This is a genomic window from Shewanella piezotolerans WP3, from assembly GCF_000014885.1.
Lineage (GTDB): Bacteria > Pseudomonadota > Gammaproteobacteria > Enterobacterales > Shewanellaceae > Shewanella > Shewanella piezotolerans.
This window is the reverse complement of record NC_011566.1, coordinates 150,774-169,383: the sequence shown is the minus strand read 5'-3', so window position 1 is coordinate 169,383 and position 18,610 is coordinate 150,774. Positions and strand designations below refer to the sequence as shown.

The 18,610-nt window shown below is 42.2% G+C and carries 18 protein-coding genes; 12 read left to right on the top strand and 6 right to left on the bottom strand.

Annotated features, from left to right (window positions below; translation table 11 throughout):
- Positions 1–38 precede the first annotated feature (38 nt).
- The gene (locus tag SWP_RS00770) at positions 39–287 is read left to right on the top strand and encodes a hypothetical protein (protein WP_020910390.1); all 249 of its coding nucleotides are present in this window, start codon (positions 39–41) and stop codon (positions 285–287) included.
- A 20-nt stretch (positions 288–307) separates the two neighbouring features.
- Complete coding sequence (locus SWP_RS00765; protein WP_020910389.1) at positions 308–2,191, top strand: TonB-dependent receptor plug domain-containing protein; 1,884 nt, start codon at positions 308–310, stop codon at positions 2,189–2,191.
- Between the two features lie 60 nt (positions 2,192–2,251).
- Here the strand turns inward: SWP_RS00765 and SWP_RS00760 are convergent, their stop codons facing one another.
- On the bottom strand, positions 2,252–4,312 hold the full coding sequence (locus SWP_RS00760) for a TonB-dependent receptor (protein ID WP_020910388.1): 2,061 nt from the start codon (positions 4,310–4,312) through the stop codon (positions 2,252–2,254).
- A gap of 273 nt (positions 4,313–4,585) precedes the next feature.
- Between SWP_RS00760 and SWP_RS00755 the strand changes: the two genes are divergently transcribed.
- The 7 genes from SWP_RS00755 to SWP_RS22950 all read left to right on the top strand — a co-directional run bounded on the left by SWP_RS00755 (position 4,586) and on the right by SWP_RS22950 (position 12,931).
- Positions 4,586–4,852 (top strand): hypothetical protein, encoded by a 267-nt coding sequence (locus tag SWP_RS00755; RefSeq protein WP_048908444.1) that lies wholly within the window; start codon positions 4,586–4,588, stop codon positions 4,850–4,852.
- A complete protein-coding gene (locus tag SWP_RS00750) occupies positions 4,852–5,151 on the top strand; it encodes a hypothetical protein (protein WP_020910387.1) in 300 nt (99 codons plus the stop codon). The genes SWP_RS00755 and SWP_RS00750 overlap by 1 nt, the downstream gene beginning before the upstream one ends.
- Complete coding sequence (locus tag SWP_RS00745; protein WP_020910386.1) at positions 5,148–6,773, top strand: PepSY-associated TM helix domain-containing protein; 1,626 nt, start codon at positions 5,148–5,150, stop codon at positions 6,771–6,773. Before SWP_RS00750 ends, SWP_RS00745 begins: the two co-directional genes overlap by 4 nt.
- An 833-nt stretch (positions 6,774–7,606) precedes the next feature.
- Complete coding sequence (locus SWP_RS00740) at positions 7,607–8,683, top strand: GGDEF domain-containing protein (protein WP_338057153.1); 1,077 nt, start codon at positions 7,607–7,609, stop codon at positions 8,681–8,683.
- Between the two features lie 148 nt (positions 8,684–8,831).
- Positions 8,832–10,043 carry a cupin domain-containing protein gene (locus SWP_RS00735; RefSeq protein ID WP_044555523.1) on the top strand — a complete coding sequence of 404 codons (1,212 nt, stop codon included), beginning with the start codon at positions 8,832–8,834 and terminating at the stop codon, positions 10,041–10,043.
- A gap of 387 nt (positions 10,044–10,430) precedes the next feature.
- Positions 10,431–11,581, top strand: a protein-coding gene (locus tag SWP_RS00725; protein ID WP_143711153.1) for an IS3-like element ISSpi1 family transposase whose coding sequence is annotated in 2 segments (ribosomal slippage) — positions 10,431–10,668 and positions 10,668–11,581 — 1,152 coding nt in all. Because the reading frame shifts where the segments join, the coding sequence is not laid out codon by codon here.
- A gap of 324 nt (positions 11,582–11,905) precedes the next feature.
- Positions 11,906–12,931 carry an alpha/beta hydrolase family protein gene (locus SWP_RS22950; RefSeq protein WP_187148529.1) on the top strand — a complete coding sequence of 342 codons (1,026 nt, stop codon included), beginning with the start codon at positions 11,906–11,908 and terminating at the stop codon, positions 12,929–12,931.
- Between the two features lie 359 nt (positions 12,932–13,290).
- On the opposite strand, the gene SWP_RS00715 is transcribed toward SWP_RS22950, so the two are convergent.
- The 5 genes from SWP_RS00715 to SWP_RS00695 are packed head-to-tail and all read right to left on the bottom strand — an operon-like array spanning position 13,291 to position 16,458.
- Complete coding sequence (locus SWP_RS00715; RefSeq protein ID WP_020910379.1) at positions 13,291–14,049, bottom strand: hypothetical protein; 759 nt, start codon at positions 14,047–14,049, stop codon at positions 13,291–13,293.
- Positions 14,050–14,056: 7 nt separating this feature from the next.
- On the bottom strand, positions 14,057–14,545 hold the full coding sequence (locus SWP_RS00710; RefSeq protein ID WP_020910378.1) for an RNA polymerase sigma factor: 489 nt from the start codon (positions 14,543–14,545) through the stop codon (positions 14,057–14,059).
- Positions 14,538–15,329, bottom strand: a complete 792-nt coding sequence (locus SWP_RS00705) for an HvfC/BufC N-terminal domain-containing protein (protein ID WP_020910377.1) — start codon at positions 15,327–15,329, stop codon at positions 14,538–14,540. The genes SWP_RS00710 and SWP_RS00705 overlap by 8 nt, the downstream gene beginning before the upstream one ends.
- The gene (locus SWP_RS00700) at positions 15,320–16,174 is read right to left on the bottom strand and encodes an MbnB/TglH/ChrH family RiPP precursor modification enzyme (RefSeq protein WP_020910376.1); all 855 of its coding nucleotides are present in this window, start codon (positions 16,172–16,174) and stop codon (positions 15,320–15,322) included. Before SWP_RS00700 ends, SWP_RS00705 begins: the two co-directional genes overlap by 10 nt.
- Positions 16,174–16,458, bottom strand: coding sequence for a BufA1 family periplasmic bufferin-type metallophore (locus tag SWP_RS00695; RefSeq protein WP_020910375.1), 285 nt, complete (start codon positions 16,456–16,458; stop codon positions 16,174–16,176). The genes SWP_RS00700 and SWP_RS00695 overlap by 1 nt, the downstream gene beginning before the upstream one ends.
- A 338-nt stretch (positions 16,459–16,796) precedes the next feature.
- Between SWP_RS00695 and folX the strand changes: the two genes are divergently transcribed.
- The 3 genes from folX to folM are packed head-to-tail and all read left to right on the top strand — an operon-like array spanning position 16,797 to position 18,566.
- Positions 16,797–17,162 (top strand): dihydroneopterin triphosphate 2'-epimerase, encoded by a 366-nt coding sequence (folX, locus tag SWP_RS00690; RefSeq protein ID WP_044555521.1) that lies wholly within the window; start codon positions 16,797–16,799, stop codon positions 17,160–17,162.
- A gap of 41 nt (positions 17,163–17,203) precedes the next feature.
- Positions 17,204–17,842 (top strand): GTP cyclohydrolase I FolE, encoded by a 639-nt coding sequence (folE, locus tag SWP_RS00685; RefSeq protein ID WP_020910373.1) that lies wholly within the window; start codon positions 17,204–17,206, stop codon positions 17,840–17,842.
- 19 nt (positions 17,843–17,861) lie between these two features.
- Positions 17,862–18,566, top strand: a complete 705-nt coding sequence (gene folM / locus SWP_RS00680; protein ID WP_020910372.1) for a dihydromonapterin reductase — start codon at positions 17,862–17,864, stop codon at positions 18,564–18,566.
- Positions 18,567–18,610: the final 44 nt, after the last annotated feature.

The following is an 18,610-nucleotide window of genomic DNA, read 5'->3' as shown; positions in this document are numbered from 1 at the left end:
AAGGGGCTCCCTTTCCTGTTTTTCATGGAGTTCCATTTATGAAAAAACTCGCATTACTATTTATTCTCACTACAGGTACAGTTATGGCTTGCGACTCAGCTTCCAACTCCTCTAAGGCAAAGGTATCGAAACCTGCCTCAGAAACTCAAGCAGCAGAAACAATTGAAAATGATGACGTTCATCTTGTGCCGAACCAATTCCCATTAGAAGATGGAGTTTTACCTAAACAAGAAAACAAAGAAAACAAAGAAAACAAAGAAAACAAAGAAAACAAAGAAAAAGAATAATTAGTTGTACAAGGAATGTCATGAATCGTTTATTTTTTGCTGGGGTGCAGTTAGCCATTTTATGTTTTTTTTTCGGGCACTCAGCCTTTGCTAATACTGATATTGAACGCATTCAGGTTACGGCCAGCAAAAATCTTACTAAAAATCAGTCTAGCTTTGACAATCATAACATTATCGACATAGAGGCAATCGACTTTCCAATACAAAAAGTTTCTGACGCACTACTCTATACCCCAGGGGTGACACTTAATGGGCAAGGAGGGTTGTGGCAGTCTTACAATATACGTGGTCTATCTCGCTGGAGAATAAAATCGCTCATTGACGGTATTAATATCAACACAGATAGGAGAGCTGGTAACTCGCTTTCTTTTATCGATCCCAATCTACTCAGTAGCATAGACGTCATTAGCGGCCCAAGCTCTATTTATTATGGTTCAGGTGCAATTGGTGGTGTTATAAATTCAAACCTGAAGCGAAGTAATACAGGTTACTTAAATGCTGGCTACCAGTCCTTTGGCAATGAAAATAGTATTGCTTTAACAGCACCGATTAACAATGATCTCTATACAGGGTTTGCTTATAGGGAAGCTGAAAATGACAATAACCAACAGCAACAGCCATTGCTATCCAAGTTTGAACAATATTCCGGATTTATCAGTTATCACACTGATATATCGGAAGACTTGCAACTGGAAACATCTTTAATTGGCTCTTACGGCGATGATATTGGCAAGACCAATAATCAGTATCCTGAGAGTCGGGTTAGTCTCTACCCTTTTGAAAAACACCTACTCGGTAAAGTGACAGTCTCAGCATTAGAAAACTGGGCATTAGGCGGTTATTTTCATCACCAAGATTGGCAATCAGACACTCTAAGAGTTGAAAAAAGAAGAAATATTAATGATTATGGTAGTTTTGATTGGGGACTGTATGCTCAACAACATTGGCGACTGAACTTGATCAATGGTCGCATTGGCATAGACAGTGATAATCGCTCAAATGTCGAGATTACAGAACAGCAATATACCACGTCAGATGAACTTCAATGGAGCAAAACTATCTTAGAGGGTGATGAGTATCGTGGTGCGATATACGCTGATGCGAACGTAACCCTTGCCAAAATAAACGTCACTACTGGAGCCCGAATCGAATACATTGAGCAGACCAATCAAGTCAGCATATCCGATCAGTTTGCCACCGGCTTTGTAAAGTTATCAACCGCACTCAATGACAGTTCAGACATAGTGTTAGATTTAGGCACAGGGTTTCGTTTTCCCACCTTAACAGAACGGTTCTTTAATGGTTCAACCGCAAGAGCACAGTTCATAGGTAACGAAGAACTGAAACCAGAAGAGAGCCAAAATGTACTGATTTCATATCAATTATCGAGCGAGTTACTTACTTTTAACCTCAATGGATTCTATAACCACATTGATAACTACATAGAGAAAGTTGCACTAGATCCCAATACTTTAACCTACCGAAATGAAACTAACGCAGAAATATATGGTGGTGAAATAGAGCTGAACAGCCAGATAACGGATCACTTCTCCATCAATTGGATCTATCAATATACCGTTGGTCAAAATGCAGATGGCCTCCCCTTAGCTGACATTCCCCCAGCAGAAAGTCGGCTACTGCTAACTTGGGCAGAGGATGATTGGCAAGTTGCTACATTCTACCGCTATAGAACCAGTTTTAGTGAGCCCGCCTCGGGAGAACAACCACTTGAGTCCGCACATATTGTTGATCTAAGTGGTCACTATTGGATTTCAGACTCTTTTAAATTAACCGCTAGCATCAGTAATATTTCCTCCGAAGAATATTTAGCAACTTCTGATGATATGGCAAACATTATGCCTGGGCGGAATTGGAGTTTAAGTGGAAGCTGGCTATTTAATTAGCCTATTTTAAGCTGATAAATCATGTGCGTGACTCACTGCCACGCACACGACCTTTACAGACTAGAATGTATAAGCAACCGATACACCGACATTTCTAGGGTCAACAACCGCAGCATAACCATGTTCATAACCCCGTCCTGGCGGCTCATTCACTGTCAGCGCTTGCTCATCAAATAAGTTGTTCACAAAGGCACTGATACGCCAGTTATCATTTTGATAGTCAACATTAAAGCGACTTAAGATGTAATCGCCAGCCACGCGCTCTTCAGTATTGGCAATATCAGCAAAATACTCATCAACGTAATTTCCTGATAACCCAAATGTCAGCTCATCAGACAGCCAGTATTTAATGCCAAGATTAGCAGTAACGTTCGGCGCAGCATTAAGTTCATTACCAACAATATCGCCGTAGCTCGGGTCTGCCGCTTTAATTTCACTTTTAAGCAGACCTAACCCTGAAAACAGTTGCCAGTTTTCACCCAACATACTGGTAAATTCAAGCTCTAAGCCATAGGTTACCGCTTTATCAATATTGGTGATCCTACGTAAACTATTAGACGCTTGGTAGCCGTCATAATCGTTATAAAACAGGTTGGCATTCAAGTTAACGTTGCCGCCATCAAAACGACTTCGAGAGCTCATTTCATAGGTATCAACAGACTCATCATCATAGTAATAATAATCGCCACCTGCTGAAGTTAATGCCATTGCTCCACCACCGGCGTTGTAACCACGTCGGCCACTTAACGCAAGTGTCGTGCTATCAGTCACAGCGTATTGCACCACAAGTTTTGGCAATGCCACTGTCTTAGCTTCATCGAGTTGCTCATCAATTGCCGAACCTCTAAATTGCATGGCAAAGTTTCGTGTTTGCTCATCGCGCATGACTCGTCCACCAAGAGTCAGCCACCACTTTTCAGCCATTGCAAAGGTCATCTCTCCATAAACAGAAGAGGAGGTACTGCTGTCATCTCCACCATAAGAGAATCCCCCCACACTGCCAAAGTCTTGAGTGCGCTTATAGTAAGCTAAACCAATAAAACCATTTAGATTTCGGTCATTAAGCCCAAAGCTATATTTACCATCGACGTTGTAACTTTTGTCATTCATGTCAACTGTACTCTGAGCTGCAGGCAAAGGCTCATAAGATTCAAATCCCCAATCATAATCCATGAAGGAGAATTGTAAATCGAGTGACTGACCATCAGTAAGCTGGTAATCAAATGTCACTGAATGTGTGGTTGACTTGGTAGTAATATAGCGTTGAAACAGCGGCTTATATGCCCAAGGGTCATCACCAGTGAAGTAATTACGCCCTGAATCACCTTGCTCGTCGTTATATGAAAAACTGTACAGTACTGATAAGTCTTCTAAGCCTGCAGGTTGCCAGAGTAATTTACCGCGCCATCGATTGGTAATGAGTTCATTTTGATCAAAGGTTTTAGGATTAGTTTCATACACTAAGCCCTTATTGTAAGTGTTGCCATTTACATTTTGGCCCGTGATCCTAAAGGCAAGCTGATCGTCTAAAATTGGACCAGATAGCATCACTGCGCTATCAATAAAGCTGTCTTGATCTCGATAACCCAAACGTGCAGCAGCTTGCCAATCAAAGGTTGGATCTGCCGTTTTGATGAATACTGCGCCGCCAATACTGTTACGGCCATTAATTGTTGACTGTGGTCCTCGGAAAACTTCTATTTGCTCTATGTCCCAAAGGCCTGTATCACCTGTTAAGTCAGCGACAAAAGGCTCTGCAACACCATCGACAAGGGTCGAAACACGCGCCTTAGCACCGCCAGTGAAAGAGTTAAACCCAGTAGCAGAGCCATTACCAGTAACCCCTCGAATATCCGGTACCGCTCCTGTTGTTACAACAACGTTTGGCACTTCAGATAAAGCACTGGATACCGATTGGTATTGGCCACTGTCTAGCGTCTCTTTATCGATAACAGAGACTGATGAGGTCGTGTCTTTAAGGCTACGCTCAACTTTTTCACCATATACAGTAATCCTTTCTATCGATTCTGTTGGTTCAACAGCAGCATAAGCCGTCGAAAATATAGGACTACATAATATTGCCGCCACAACGAGATTTTTCTTAAACGCCCTGTATTCCATGGGATCCCTCAAGTTCACAGTAAATAGAATTTATCGTTCCAATTAAAAGCAGCAACAATTTACATTAAACTACACCCACACTCAATTGCGAATCATTCACATTTACATTACCATTTACACAATTTTAATACCTGTGTAATAAAGCCTGTTCGTTATTTTGTATTGTCTCTTGGGAATTCGTAGGCATACCTCAGTAGACGAAGAGCGATTTTGTTCTGCTGTTACTGAGATATATCGGACACAAACGTTAATCTGACCTTTAAGGAAGAGTTGATGATTATGTTTCAAATCACGGCATTCATTCTGACTTTAGTAGGAGTCATAATGATATACGCCACCAGCAAGCATCAGAAGTTGCTGCAACAAGCCTTACCTAAACCACTCATTTTAGTGGGGCTTAGTTTATTGCTATTTGCACTACTAAGTTGGGGACAGCTTCTGACCACAACTGCAGCGATTTTCACCTGGCTATTCACCATAGTCGCACTGTTAATTTGCGTACCATTCACAACGCTTTATAAGTCAAGAGACCCCCATTGATGACACGGTTAACCCAAGCGGAAAAAATCCAACCACATTGGTGGCGAAAAAGCTTCACCGCATGCTTTTTGGGTCTGAGTTTATCCTATGGTGTTATTGCCGTTTTTGCATGGTTTGGCCCAGGAGGAATAGACGCACCAATGAAAGTGCAAATGAATATGTGGCTAGTCAGTTTTATCTGGCTCCCTGTTGTAGCCTTTAGTTTTCTGTTCAAAACAGCGACGAGTGCATTTAGTTATCTCATGTCGGCTAACCTCGTTGTGTACAGTTTATTTGCAGTTTTATGGTGGCTCACATGAGAATACGTCCAGATATTTTAAGAACCTATCAGTCTATTCACACATGGACAGGCATCACTACAGGTCTGCTGTTGTTTATCGCCTTTTTTGCTGGCGCCATCACTATGTTCAAACCTCAAATAGAGCAATGGGCGACATCTCCAGCACAAGCACTGCAACAGGTCCCTACAGAGTTACTCGATAGCTTAATTCAAACTGCAATCAACAATAGCGAAAAAGCAAAAGATGGTTTTATCATCAGTTTTAACGACAATGATTCTCCAATTAAGTGGTATGAAAAGGGAGGCGGACGAGGTTTACGCCTTGATGATCACTTACGTCATGCCAGCTTTAATGATGATGGCGATTGGGTTAGCCAAGCAAGCAGTACCAATGAATTAGGTACGCTAATTGATCAGTTACACCGCACAGCAGGGATCATAGGCAAAATCGGCCACGAGGATCTCGGCGTATTAATTCTAGGTATTGCCGCAGTCCTGTATTTTCTAGCACTGATCTCAGGGATTATTGTGCTAATGCCTACACTAGTGAAAAATCTATTTGCACTAAGACAGCACAAAGGGGTGAATCGTTTTTGGTTAGATAGTCACAACTTGGTGGGTGTGATCAGCTTGCCTTTTCACTTGATTATCGCCTGGACAGTGGTGGTATTTGCTTTTCATGACCTGTTTTATGGCGGCTTGAGTATTCTTTATGGCGACAAGCCCTTATTTGAACCCAGAGAGCGATCTACCATTGAGTACTCCGTTAGCCAGTTGCACAGTATTGATAGCTATATCGCTGAAGTCACGCCAATAGCTGAAGGTTATCAAATCACCTCAATGGAATTTAGCAAACTCAACTCAACCTCGCCGTCTTTAGCGGTTGAACTGCAATCTAACGGACGTATGATGCGTGGTGGTTACAGTGATTTCGTCTATATGCATCCATATACTATGGAGGTGCAATACAATACCATTAGCCAAGTTGAAGAGGGGTTATATGGCCCTATAGTTAACAGTATATTCGCACTTCATTTTGGTAATTACGCAGGTAGCTTTGGCCGCTGGATATATTTTTCTCTTGGCTTACTCGGTGCATTTCTATTTTATAGCGGTAATTTACTTTGGCTTGAAAAACGTAGACAGAAACAAGCTGCACAACGCAAAGCAACCAAAATCATGGCCTCTCTCACTATCGGCGTTTGTCTAGGCTCGATGTTAGGTGTTGCAGTCGCTATGCTAGCCACAAAGTGGCTCTATCTACTAAGCGAGCAGATAAACAGTTACTACCTCAGTTGCTACTATATTGCCTTTTTTGCTGCTTTAGCTTACAGCTTTGTTAGGGGCGCTGCCCTTGCCGCTATTTCACTACTTAGGTTGCTATCACTTTGCTGTTTGTTAATTCCTGTAACCAGTTTAGTCGCACTGCTACTGCCTCATCTCGCAATATGGACAGCCGCAGATATAGCCTCCCTAACCATTGAGGCCATATCCCTTATATTTGCCCTGCTTTTCTATATCGCAGCAAAAAAAGCACACCATAGAGCCTACTTTGGAGAGCCAGACAGCATTTGGGCTGTGACTCACCAGCAAAACGAGTTAAAGCCACAACAGAACGGTAACACTCAAGTGTTGCCTTAAACTCATGTAGCCATCACCGAAAGAGCCCAGTTACTTGCTGGGTTTCTTCTATGTCTACGGCCTCTAATGACCCCGCAATAGTGACGATGAAATAGTCGTGACAGACCCAATCATTGCTATGTAATACCAATTGCATTAAAAGTTTGACCATTCAGCGGGAATTCAAAACGCTGTAGGCAAGTAGTGGGATTTGAGCTAATAGTTATTCTCGGCTCTGGCATCCTGCTTCGCTCTCGATAATTGCTCCTGCATTATTCTACCTTCGACCATCCTTGGTCTCGTATCTCCTAAATCTGACCGCCAAGGAGGGCCGGAATGTCTTATTTTGTATGGAACAAAATAGACCATTTAATCGTATATCCAAATCCCATAACGAAGCATACAGCGTTTGCCAATTTGTTTAACCTCAGCCGCACTACGTGAGCCTCTCAGTCTTTCCACTTCTGCTTTGCATTGGCTTAAAAGGGAATAACCATTTCTTTACCGATGCGCTTTGAATTGAAAAGACTGAGGGGTTCTGAACTGGCCAAATACTTAATGCAATTGGTATAATATCCACTTAAGGTTGACCTTTTATCTATCTCTGTAACCTGTAGAGTTGTCAGCATGATCTTTTTACCAATTTGTCGATGTGAAAGACTTTATCTTTTGTTAGAAATGTCGACTTACAAAAGGTAAATACCCGAGTTGTAGTTAAACATACGTTTATATTGAGGTTAACCTTGTCCGCTTTTTATCATCGCTGCCGCTATTTTTTCTTACCTCTTTTTTTCACCAGCTTGCTTTTAGCTGTCACTCAGTATTCTCTACCCAAACTGCAAACGTGGCACAGCGTGATTGAACAACTACCTTTTTGGTTGCTACCAGTCGTGATGATTATTGCGCTGCAATTTAACCGCAGTCGCTTAGCATATCTTGCGTTACTGTTACTGGCCTATTGCTATTTTCTAGACCAAAGCTCGTCTACAACCTTATTTGATAGATATCCACAACAGATCTTTCTTGCAGGTATTTTTACCGTGACTTGGTTTGCTTTTATTAAAGACAGAGGGCTACTTTCTGCTCATGGTGTCGTTAGGATTTTAGGCGTTTTGCTCTGCTTTGCGGCCGCTTTTGCTTGGATATGGGGCAATACTCAATACAAGAGTGCTATCGATAATTACTTACCCAGTATGATAACGATGGAGATACGAACCCTCGCTCCCTTCTATCTTGGAGCTATGTTGGTTTTTGTACGAGGCATTTGGCAGGCCAATTTGGTTAACACCGCTATTTTTATCACCTTAGCACTATGGGCTATACACTCGCTAATGCCAGAGCTGCTATCCGTTTCTGTATCGATAACAGCCTTAGCCATTGTATATATCCTCACAGTGTTAACGGACTCCTATTTTCTTGCCTATCGCGATGAACTGACGGGTCTTGCTTCTCGTCGCGCCCTTTATAACTTAGTGTTGTCACTAGGACGAAAATACAGCGTAGCCATGCTCGATATCGATCACTTTAAAAAGTTTAATGATACCTATGGCCATGATGTTGGTGACCAAGTGCTTAAATTAGTCGCCAGTAAGATCTCCCAAGTAAGAGGGGGCGGCAAAGCCTTCCGTTATGGCGGTGAAGAGTTCACCATCGTCTTTTCTCGCAAAGATACTTCATCAATTTTGCACTTCCTTGAAGAGGTGCGAGAGATAATTGAGGACTACGACATAACACTGCGTAATGAGCAGCGTAAGCAGCAAACCAAAGCTAAGCGAGGCAAGGCGCAATCCCAGAGCAAAACCGTCAATGTCACCATCTCGATTGGAGTGTCAGAGCATCAACATGGTGAGACTTTTGAACAAACCCTGAAGAAAGCAGATCAAGCGCTGTATCGCGCCAAGAAGAAAGGTCGTAATCAGGTGTGTGTTTAACTAAACCCTAAACTCAAACCGACTATAGTAAACCTATAGTATTAACTTCTTGTCTATGAATACAATTCAATTGTTATAAAAATCAATCTATTATTCAATCAATGTTAGTTTTACGAGCCCTGACATTAATATGAAACATGGATGAAGAATGGACAACTTAATTAATCAAGCAGCTGCATTAGGGGAAAAAATCAGCCTAATGACGCAGGGAGCAGCTTACAATGAATCAGACTTCTCAAAAATTGCTTTTTCTGAACTAGAAAAGTCAAATATTAAATATGATATCAGTGGCAGCGAACTGTTAGCATACCAGCTTAATGACCTTTCCAGATTGGCACACAATAAAGAAAACTTTAGTGATTTCCCCATTATCTTGTTTAAAAATGATGATTTCATCATTCAAGCTCTGCATTGGTACGAGGCTTCTACCAGCATTCACGACCACCGCTTTGATGGTGCATTCAAGGTTCTTAAGGGATCGAGCATTGAGACTACTTACGACTTTAACACTAGCGACGATAGCTCGAACCGCACTCAAAGTGGCACCTTAGTCAAGCGACGGATACGCCACCTTCAGGTGGGGGATACTTGCGAAATCAACGGCGGTAACAGATACATACACTCCCTGTTTCATATCGAGTCGCCCTCAATCACACTTATTATTCGAACCCATAGCAAGGACAGTTACCCGGCGCAAAGAGACTACCATGCTCCTTCGCTATCTTCTGAGTGTTTTTACCAAAGAGCGGAAGCAAATAAACTCGCTGGAATTATCAATTCTGATGCTGGACGCCTGTTTTCTTTCGACAAAGAATTCTACCACCAGTTATTCGATAATATTGAAAAATTCCAGATTATTCGGCTTATTCCTATGTTGGTGAAGAAGAATGATAACCTAATAAAAGAAGTGCTAATCAATAAGTATGGCGAGCATGAAGCTGCAGAAATAGCAAAAGTGACTGAACTCACGCACTGCAGACGACAACTTAACTTTCTAAGAAAAGGCATCACCGACTATGAATCTAGACTAGTGATCGCAGTGATGATTAACTCCTCAACACGTGTTGAAACGGTACAATTGTTGACAGAAGTGTTACCAAATGCGGTATTCGAAGACGAGATATCTAAGGTTGTCGAGTATATGGTAAAACATCGTTGGGTCCCTATCACCATTGAAGGGGATTCTATCGCCGATATCATTACAGCTGCTGTCTCAGCCACTACTATTGACGAATACTTCTCCCTGCTAGTTGAAGACTTTGGTGCAGAGGCTGTCGATACTGGCCGTGCTATGCTGGAGAAAGCGTGGCATCAGCTCACAACAAACAAAACCATCAGTATGCTTTGGGAGCTAAAGTAAAATAGATACTAATAGGGAATTTCAACACAAAGATATTCCAGATTCATCATCACATTTAGCTTATACAGTTATCATCATATTCATCCTTAAGGTTGGCTAAGCTAGCTAACCTGAGGACATAACATGTCAAGTAGATAGTACTTTTGTACCTTACTCGTTGATAAAAATGAATTTATATCAATGTGAAAATCTAATTGTAACTGTAAGATAAAGTTATTAGCAGTTCGTCTTAAAGTCATACAAAACAGTTATCCTTGTACTGTGTTATCACTGACAAATAAAATAATAAGTGTAGAAAATGAAGCCTGCAATTAAGTTCAACTGGTAAGCCCCTAGAACAGTAGACACTTCATAGAGTTATACTTAACCAAAAATATGAGGTGTTACATGCGCGGAAAACGATATCCAGATGAGTTCAAAATAGAAGCTGTTAAACAAGTCACTGAGCGTGGTTATCAAATCGCAGATGTTGCTGATAGATTAGGCGTCACTTCCAAAAGTTTGCACAACTGGATTAATAAGTTTGATAAGCCGGAAAAGCAACACATCACCATTGATAATCAACAAGACGAAATACGTAAACTCAAGGCTGAACTACGTCGCGTAACCGAAGAGCGAAATATCCTAAAGGAGGCCGCCGTGTACTTTGCAAGCGAGTCAAAGAAAAGTACACGTTCATAAAGTCTAGGCTCAAGCACTACCCAGTAAAAACCCTATGCGAAATACTTGGCGTTCACCGCAGCGGCTTCTATGCCTGGCTTAAGGAGCCTCTGAGTCGCAGAGCTACTGAAGATAAGCGACTACTAGGTAAAATTAAACAGTATTGGCTAGAAAGCGGTTGTGTGTATGGCTACCGAAATATCACTTTAGACCTTAAAGATGATGGTGAGGCTGTTGGAAAAAATCGGGTATATCGGATCATGAGAACAGCTGATATTAAGGCTGTACGTGGCTATAAGCGCAATCCAAGTTTTGGCAGAGGCGATGTTAGTCATACAGCACCAAATACGTTAAATAGAGGGTTTGACATCGCTGAGCCCAATAAAGTTTGGGTGACCGACTTTACCTATATTCGGACTCATGAAGGTTGGCTATATCTCACTGTTGTTATCGATCTATTCTCTCGACAAGTTGTCGGTTGGACAATGAAAAGTACAGCTAGAGCTGACCTAGTTATTGATGCGCTACTGATGGCGGTATGGAGACGCACTCCAACAGAAAAGGTGCTTATCCATTCCGATCAAGGCGTGCAATATACTTGCTCTGATTGGCGCAGCTTTCTTAAAGAGCACAACCTGGAAGCGAGTATGAGTCGAAGAGGAAACTGTCATGATAATGCAGTTGCTGAAAGCTTTTTCTCATTACTGAAAAAAGACAGGATTAAGCGAAAAGTCTACAAAACCAGAGATGAAGCGCGTGCTGAAATATTTAACTATATCGAATATTTCTACAATCCAGTGCGGCATCATGGTAGTAATAACGGACTGTCTCCAATGAATTTTGAAAAGCAGTATTATGAGAACTTAGAAAGTGTCTAGAAAACTAGGGGCTTACCAAACCCTACACAACTTGATAATATTCTATCTTATGATGGCAGTGATATTACTTATGGATTTCAAAAATCATTTAAAATAGAACAATCCGAAGCCGAAGACATATTTAACGAGTTACTTAAATGGATGTGGTTTTGCACATCACCTAAGAGTGAAGGCTATAGGGTTATCGAAAGATGAATTAATCAGTAAAAAGAGAAAACAATATGAGCTAGTTTTCGTTCTACTAGGAGAAAGAACTTTTACTAAATGGTATTCCACTTATCCAGAATCACATTCAATGGACAAAATCTATTCTATGAGAATAAAATGAGAAAAACTATATTACTTTTTATTACTCTTTTTAATATCACTCCACATGCATTTGCTATTTACTCAGAAGGTGATATTAACCTACCTTTACAGTCAAGCGTTGTAAATTACAGTGATTGCTTTAGTGGTTTCTACTCTTCCTATGAAAGTTGGAAAAATTCCACAGTCATTAATAGCGGTGTTAAAGAACAGTACTTCATTCATCGTTTTTCAGAGGACGATTACCATTTATTTAAAGAAAATACTTTCTGTTATTCGATAACTTACAAGGTGAACAAACACTTAGTTAAGGGTTTCCTGCTTTACCCTAAAGAAAACAATTACAAAAAAATACCGAGTATTATTTATAATCGAGGTGGAAATGACAGCAAGTATCATACTCTAACTTTTGATAATTTATTTTCCTACCTCTTCCCTTTGGCACTAGAGGGGCACATTGTGATAGCAAGTCAATATGGCGGTGCTAAGGTCTGGCCTAAGAGCTTTAAAGGGAACGGCGGCGTTGACGAGTTTGGCGGAGCTGAGGTTAATGACGTGCTCGCTCTCATCCCTATTATTGATGCTCTACCAATTGCAGATCCCAACAGAATCGCAATGTTCGGATGGAGTAGAGGCGGTATGATGTCATTAATCGCGGTCACAAAAACGGACAGAATAAAGACCCTGATTCTTGGGGCTTCACCTGTTGATTACATCACATCAACTCTTACCTCTTCTCCTTTTGAAAATGAGGTTCTTAGCCGGTTAATCCCAAACTACAAAGCAAATAAGGCCCAAGCACTCAAGCAAAGATCTGCTATTTATTGGGCCGATAAAATCCCAAAGGATATTGCTATTTTAATGCTTCATGGAACAAATGATAAAAGGGTAGATGTGAATTCTGTTATTAATTTCGTGGACTTAATTAAACGGTTGGGAATTAATGTAAAACTAAAAAAATACGAAAATGGTAGTCATTCGCTTATAGAGTCAAGAGGCAATGTTTATAACAGCATACTTGATTGGCTCAAAAATAATCTGTAAATGCTAAATGTAACTTATGGTGATATAAATGAGGGATATTATGATTAAAGAACTTTACATCAATAGAAATTAATTAGAAGAAAAAGAATTATTTATTAGGAAGAATAGAATAATTGATGAAGCATTATTGAAGAATGTATCTGGTGGCGGTGCTCCTGGTCGTGAAAGCTGTACCATTAAGCCTAACTGTCAACCTGCTTGCGGTTGTGGACCAGATATTTGTAATCCACAAGGTCCTTTCTGCATTAGTACACCTCCATAGGACTTAAGTAAGATGGCCAAGCATTTAGAAGAGGATAATTGGCCATTGCCTCAAAAGTAGCTGGAGTGACGTGTACCTATTCTATACGCACACAACACTAATCAATCGAGCGGGCAGTTGCCATCAATAGCCCTTTTTCAACCCAAATCGAAACTGCAACGCCGCGCACCACCAGCTCAGTAGGCCGCTCTCCACGCTCTAATATTGGCTGCACACCATAGAGGCTTGGGTCATATTGCACTTCGTAGAGAGTGATTGGTTGCTTACCTTCTTGACTAAACCGAATCTGCGCGGCAGTTAACCCCTGGATTGAGCAATAACGGCCGCCAAGCATCTTACTATGACTCTGGCTAAGCAAGCGCGAATTAACTGGAGTGAAATCAAGCTGCGTAAAGTAATCTCTAAGCTGGCTTAATTGCTGGGTTTGCACCTCAAGTGGCTTCATCTTTACATGATTACGCGCCACTTCATCGGCAATTTTCCAACTCATACTCGTCATAACAACACTATTTGATGCACCATTAAATAGCTGCTGCATCTGGGTATACGAGTACAGCTGAAATGCTACCAGCAGCACAAAAACACTCGCAGCAAGTGCATAGATCATTCTAACTAAAGGTTTACGGGGTTTGCTGGCGCGATTCAAGTGACTTGCAGCCTTAAAATGGGGGTCATTAAGGTGTACAGGCTCATGCCGAAACAAGCCTTCACTGAACTTCTCTTTGTCAGCCATTTCTTCAGTAGAAAATAGCGCCTCCATGCGGGCTAAGCCATCTTCTGACAGTTGTTGAAATTCAATATATTGCTTCACCGACTCTCTAAAATTGCTGTCAGTGGCATCGTGTTTATTACTCATCGTATTACTAGCTCCCCTGACCGTTACTTTGTGCTGTGGTGGTTTCATTTTGCATAATCTCAACCGCCTTAATTTTAATCCTATGTAGCCTCGACAAGATGCTTCCTCGAGGTTGACCCAAGTCATTTGCGATCTCTGCGGCGCTAAAGCCTTCAACCGCCCACAGATACAGTACCTCCCTTTCCGCGGCATTGAGCTGAGAGAATAGATACTCGATTAAGTCATGCTGCAGCGCGACCTGTTCCATACAGGTTTCATCTAAAAGTGCAGGAGCATGCTCATCTATTGGGTCAAAATCGATCCGCTTTAAACGTCTGCAATCATCAATAAATTGATTACGGATAATAGTGCGTAGATAGGCTTTTGGATATTGAGGCTTAGCAGCGCTGCTTAACCAACGCTCTATCGCTGTTTGCAGCAAATCTTCCGCTGCGGGTCCATGTCGAGTAAGACATAAACAATAGCGATATAGACTCTGCAGTAACTCTCTATCCATCGTCTGTTACCGCCAATTTATAGCCCGCAATCCAGCCTAGTTGAATAAGCTGAGGTAATTCACTCAAATCCACCTCTGTGTTAGCTAATTGCTCGAGCGACAAACTCTGCTGTATAGCCATTATTAGCTGAGCTTGCGGCGCTGATATTTGCCTAAAGTTCACCTTAAAGCGGTCCCGAAAGATCAGCAGATAGTTTGTTGCGCTATCGCAACTAACCGTGTGGCTTTGCTCTGTTGTGGCTTGATGCTTTAACCAGACTTGTTGCACCGGATAGCGACAACTAAGTAGCTCAATATCAGGTTGCAGTAGCAGCACAGCTTGTTGCTGCAGAGATTCAGTAAGCCGCGCCATTTGCTCCAGCTCATGTACTTGTGGCTGTTGCATATAGTCACTGCGATCTTGCGCGTAATAGCCCTGCTTTAACGCCCATTCAAGCATTGCTAGCTCAGGTAGGTATTCAAGCCCAATAAATACTTGATGCTGCTTAATCTCATCGCCAAGTAACCTAGGGAACTGTGCGCCATAATGATTTAAGTTGGCATCCTGCAACGGATAATGGTTGCAATATTGCTGTGCTAGCTGCTCAAAACAGCGCTCTCCCACTACCGTTTGGCATACAGGAAAGCTACTCTGTAGACTACTTAGCAGTGCTTGAAAGGCATTGTTTTGATAAACTTTTAACCGAGATTGCTCACGCTTATTGACCAAGGCCAGTAGTGCGCTGTCATCACCTTTAGTTTGCAGCGCTTGAATAAATGCCCCTTGCCAGTCCGCTAAGCGCATCGGTCCACTCCTGCAGCGGGCTTAGCATTAAACTGCATCATATCGGCGGCAATCTGCCGTTCCTGTAACAGCCGACCTAGTGTAGGTATTTCGCTGTCCCACTCAATCATGGTGGGAATATTGCCATAGAGCTGAATGTAATCTTGATAAGCCTGCCAAACTTGCGGATCGACAGGATGGTTATGGGCATCCAGCAGATAATCATCTTTTTGATGGAATCCCGCCAAATGTATCTGTTTAACCCGCCTAGCAGGTACGGCATTCAAAAATGCTTGTAACTGCTGGTCGAGATTCACACTTGTGACAAAAGCATTATTGATATCCAGCAACAGGTAGCAATCAGCTTCTTCGGCAATCGCAGCAATAAACTCCCCCTCACTCAATTCATTATGTTTGCAACTCATATAGGTAGACACATTTTCCAGTAATATTCTTTCACCCAGTAGATCTTGGGTTTGCTTGATCCTATTGCTGATATGCATGACGGCTTCGTCTGTGTAGGGCAACGGCAACAGATCTGCGACTTTAAAGTCGTTATTACCAGAGAAACTTGCATGTTCGGAATACCAATGGCCACCACAGGCTTGCTTGAGAGGTTTAATCTTGTTGAGGTAATCAACATCTAGTGTATTACCACCACCAAGAGACAAGCCTACACTATGAAACACCAGCGGAAATCGCTCACTAATACGCATAAGCAGATGTTGGTTTAGTCCACCTTCCACCAGCCAGTTATCAGCCAACACCTCTAGCCAAGGGATTTCAAGATTTTCGTCAGCCAATATTTGCTGCACATGAGGAGTGCGCAGGCCAATGCCTGCGCCTGTTATGCCAGATCTAGCCATTAGCTTTTCGCCGGTTTAACCGCTTTAACTTCCCCACCCGCTATTTTGTCGCAAGTACCTGCCGGAACATAGATCCACTCGGTAGGAAGGTTGTCAGCTTTGGCTTGTCCAGCGCAGCCATGACTGCCATCTAATGCGCCGCAATCGTTAGCCCCCGCTTTAGCAATCCCGGCGCATTTCTCCCACTCTTTCGGTTGATCTGGTACCGCTTGTGCGCTCAGAGATAAACTCGCAGCTAAAACACCCGCCACAGTGACGCCTATTGCAGTTGTTGAAGATTTCATATCGATTATTCCTTTTGATAGATAACACATTCAACCCTATAACGAGTGAGCGACGGCATTGATTGCATTATGTACAAAATTAATTTTAGTCGAGTCAGAAAAAATCGTTAAAAACGCAGAGTTCCCCTCCCGCAACTCAACCCTATTCATTAATAGGCTTAATGATCAACAAAGCTATTATTAGGCTAGAGTCAGACGTCATAACGACTGAGATTGGACATCATCAGTTGACTTTTGTCGCCTCACTTGTTGTAAATTAGTCATACAGAGACGAACGAATTAGCTGATTTTCCCTATTTTTGCCTATAGTTAGTTAAAAGAACGATAAAGGACTATAAATGACAACAAGCAACGCCATTATCAAAGTTACCAATTTGCGCCTGCGCACCTTCATCGGCTTCAATATCGAAGAGCGTGAGAAAATGCAGGATGTAGTGATTAACATAGAGATCCACTACCCTGCGAGTAATGCCATTCGCGAAGATAACGTCGATGAGGCACTCAATTATAAAAAGGTGACTAAGGCTGTCATTCAGCACGTCGAAGAGGGGCGTTTTCTACTATTAGAAAAATTAGTCTCTGATGTACTCGATATCAGTAGTCAGCATCCATGGGTGCAATATGCTCGAGTAACCATTGATAAGCCCCACGCATTAAGGTTTGCAGACTCCGTATCACTGTCTTTAGAGTACCGAAAATCTTAATGTTCCAAAGTTAAACCATTCAATCTCAGCAGGAGTCAATTATGGACGTACCTCAGGCTCAACAAGTGAGAGATGCATTAATCGAACAAGGACTCGAGACCCCTTTAATTCCGTCGGATATGACCGCCGAACAGAAGTACGAGCGCATTAAGGGCTTAATGACGGAAGTGGTTTCTACCTTAGGCCTCGACCTTAGCGATGACAGCTTACAAGAGACGCCACACCGTATTGCCAAGATGTATGTCAACGAGATATTTTCCGGATTAGACTATGATAACTTTCCTAAAATTGCCCAGATTGAAAACAAAATGGCGGTTGACGAGATGGTACGGATCACTGATATCAGCGTCGTTAGCACCTGCGAGCATCACTTTGTAACTATCGATGGCCTCGCAAGAGTGGCCTACATTCCGAACCGCACCATTATTGGTCTGTCCAAAATCAACCGAATCGTGCGTTTTTTTGCACAGCGCCCTCAAGTGCAGGAACGTTTAACCAAGCAAATCTTAGTTGCCCTGCAAACATTATTGGCAACCGATAATGTCGCGGTCAGTATTGATGCTACCCATTACTGCGTAAAATCTAGAGGAGTAATGGATACCCAATCGCAAACGCAAACCACAGCCCTCGGAGGCGAGTTTAAAACTAGCGCCGCAACTCGGGCAGAGTTTTTCCGCTAGTCAGCCATTAAGGAATTAGATGCCAGCCGCTATTTTAATAACCGGAGTCGGTAAACGTGTCGGCTTTTACCTTGCCAAGCATTTAGCCCAACAGGGCCATAAAGTCATTGGCACTTACCGTAGCCAATACCCACAGCTACAAGAGCTCGAAGCCTTAGGTGTTGAGCTGCATAGGTGTGATTTTTACCACGATGCTCAACTCGATGAGCTACTGCAAAAACTAGCTCAACAATCTGCTTTTAAAGCACTAATCCATAATGCATCAGACTGGTTACCTGACGGTGATACAACGTCAGCATTATCGATTATGGACAAAATGATGCGCATTCATGTGAGTGTACCTTATACCATTAACTTGGCTCTTGCGGATCAGCTCAAGGCCAATAGTGGCATGGCTGATATTATCCACATCACCGATTATGTTGCAGAGAAAGGCAGTAAGAAACATGCAGCTTATGCTGCCAGTAAAGCAGCGTTACAAAACTTGACCCTGTCCTTTGCCGCAAAATATGCCCCCGAGGTTAAGGTCAATAGTATTGCTCCTGCACTGCTCATGTTTAACCCTGATGATGACGAACACTACAAACAGAAGGCATTGAATAAGTCACTGATGACCAAGGAGGGTGGTGAGGTAGAGATCTTAAATGCGATAAACTACCTATTGCAGAGTCACTACGTTACCGGTCAAACCTTGAAAATTGATGGCGGCCGCCACTTGGTTTAATCATATTAAAAAAGGCACCGTATAGGTGCCCTTTTAGTTTCTGC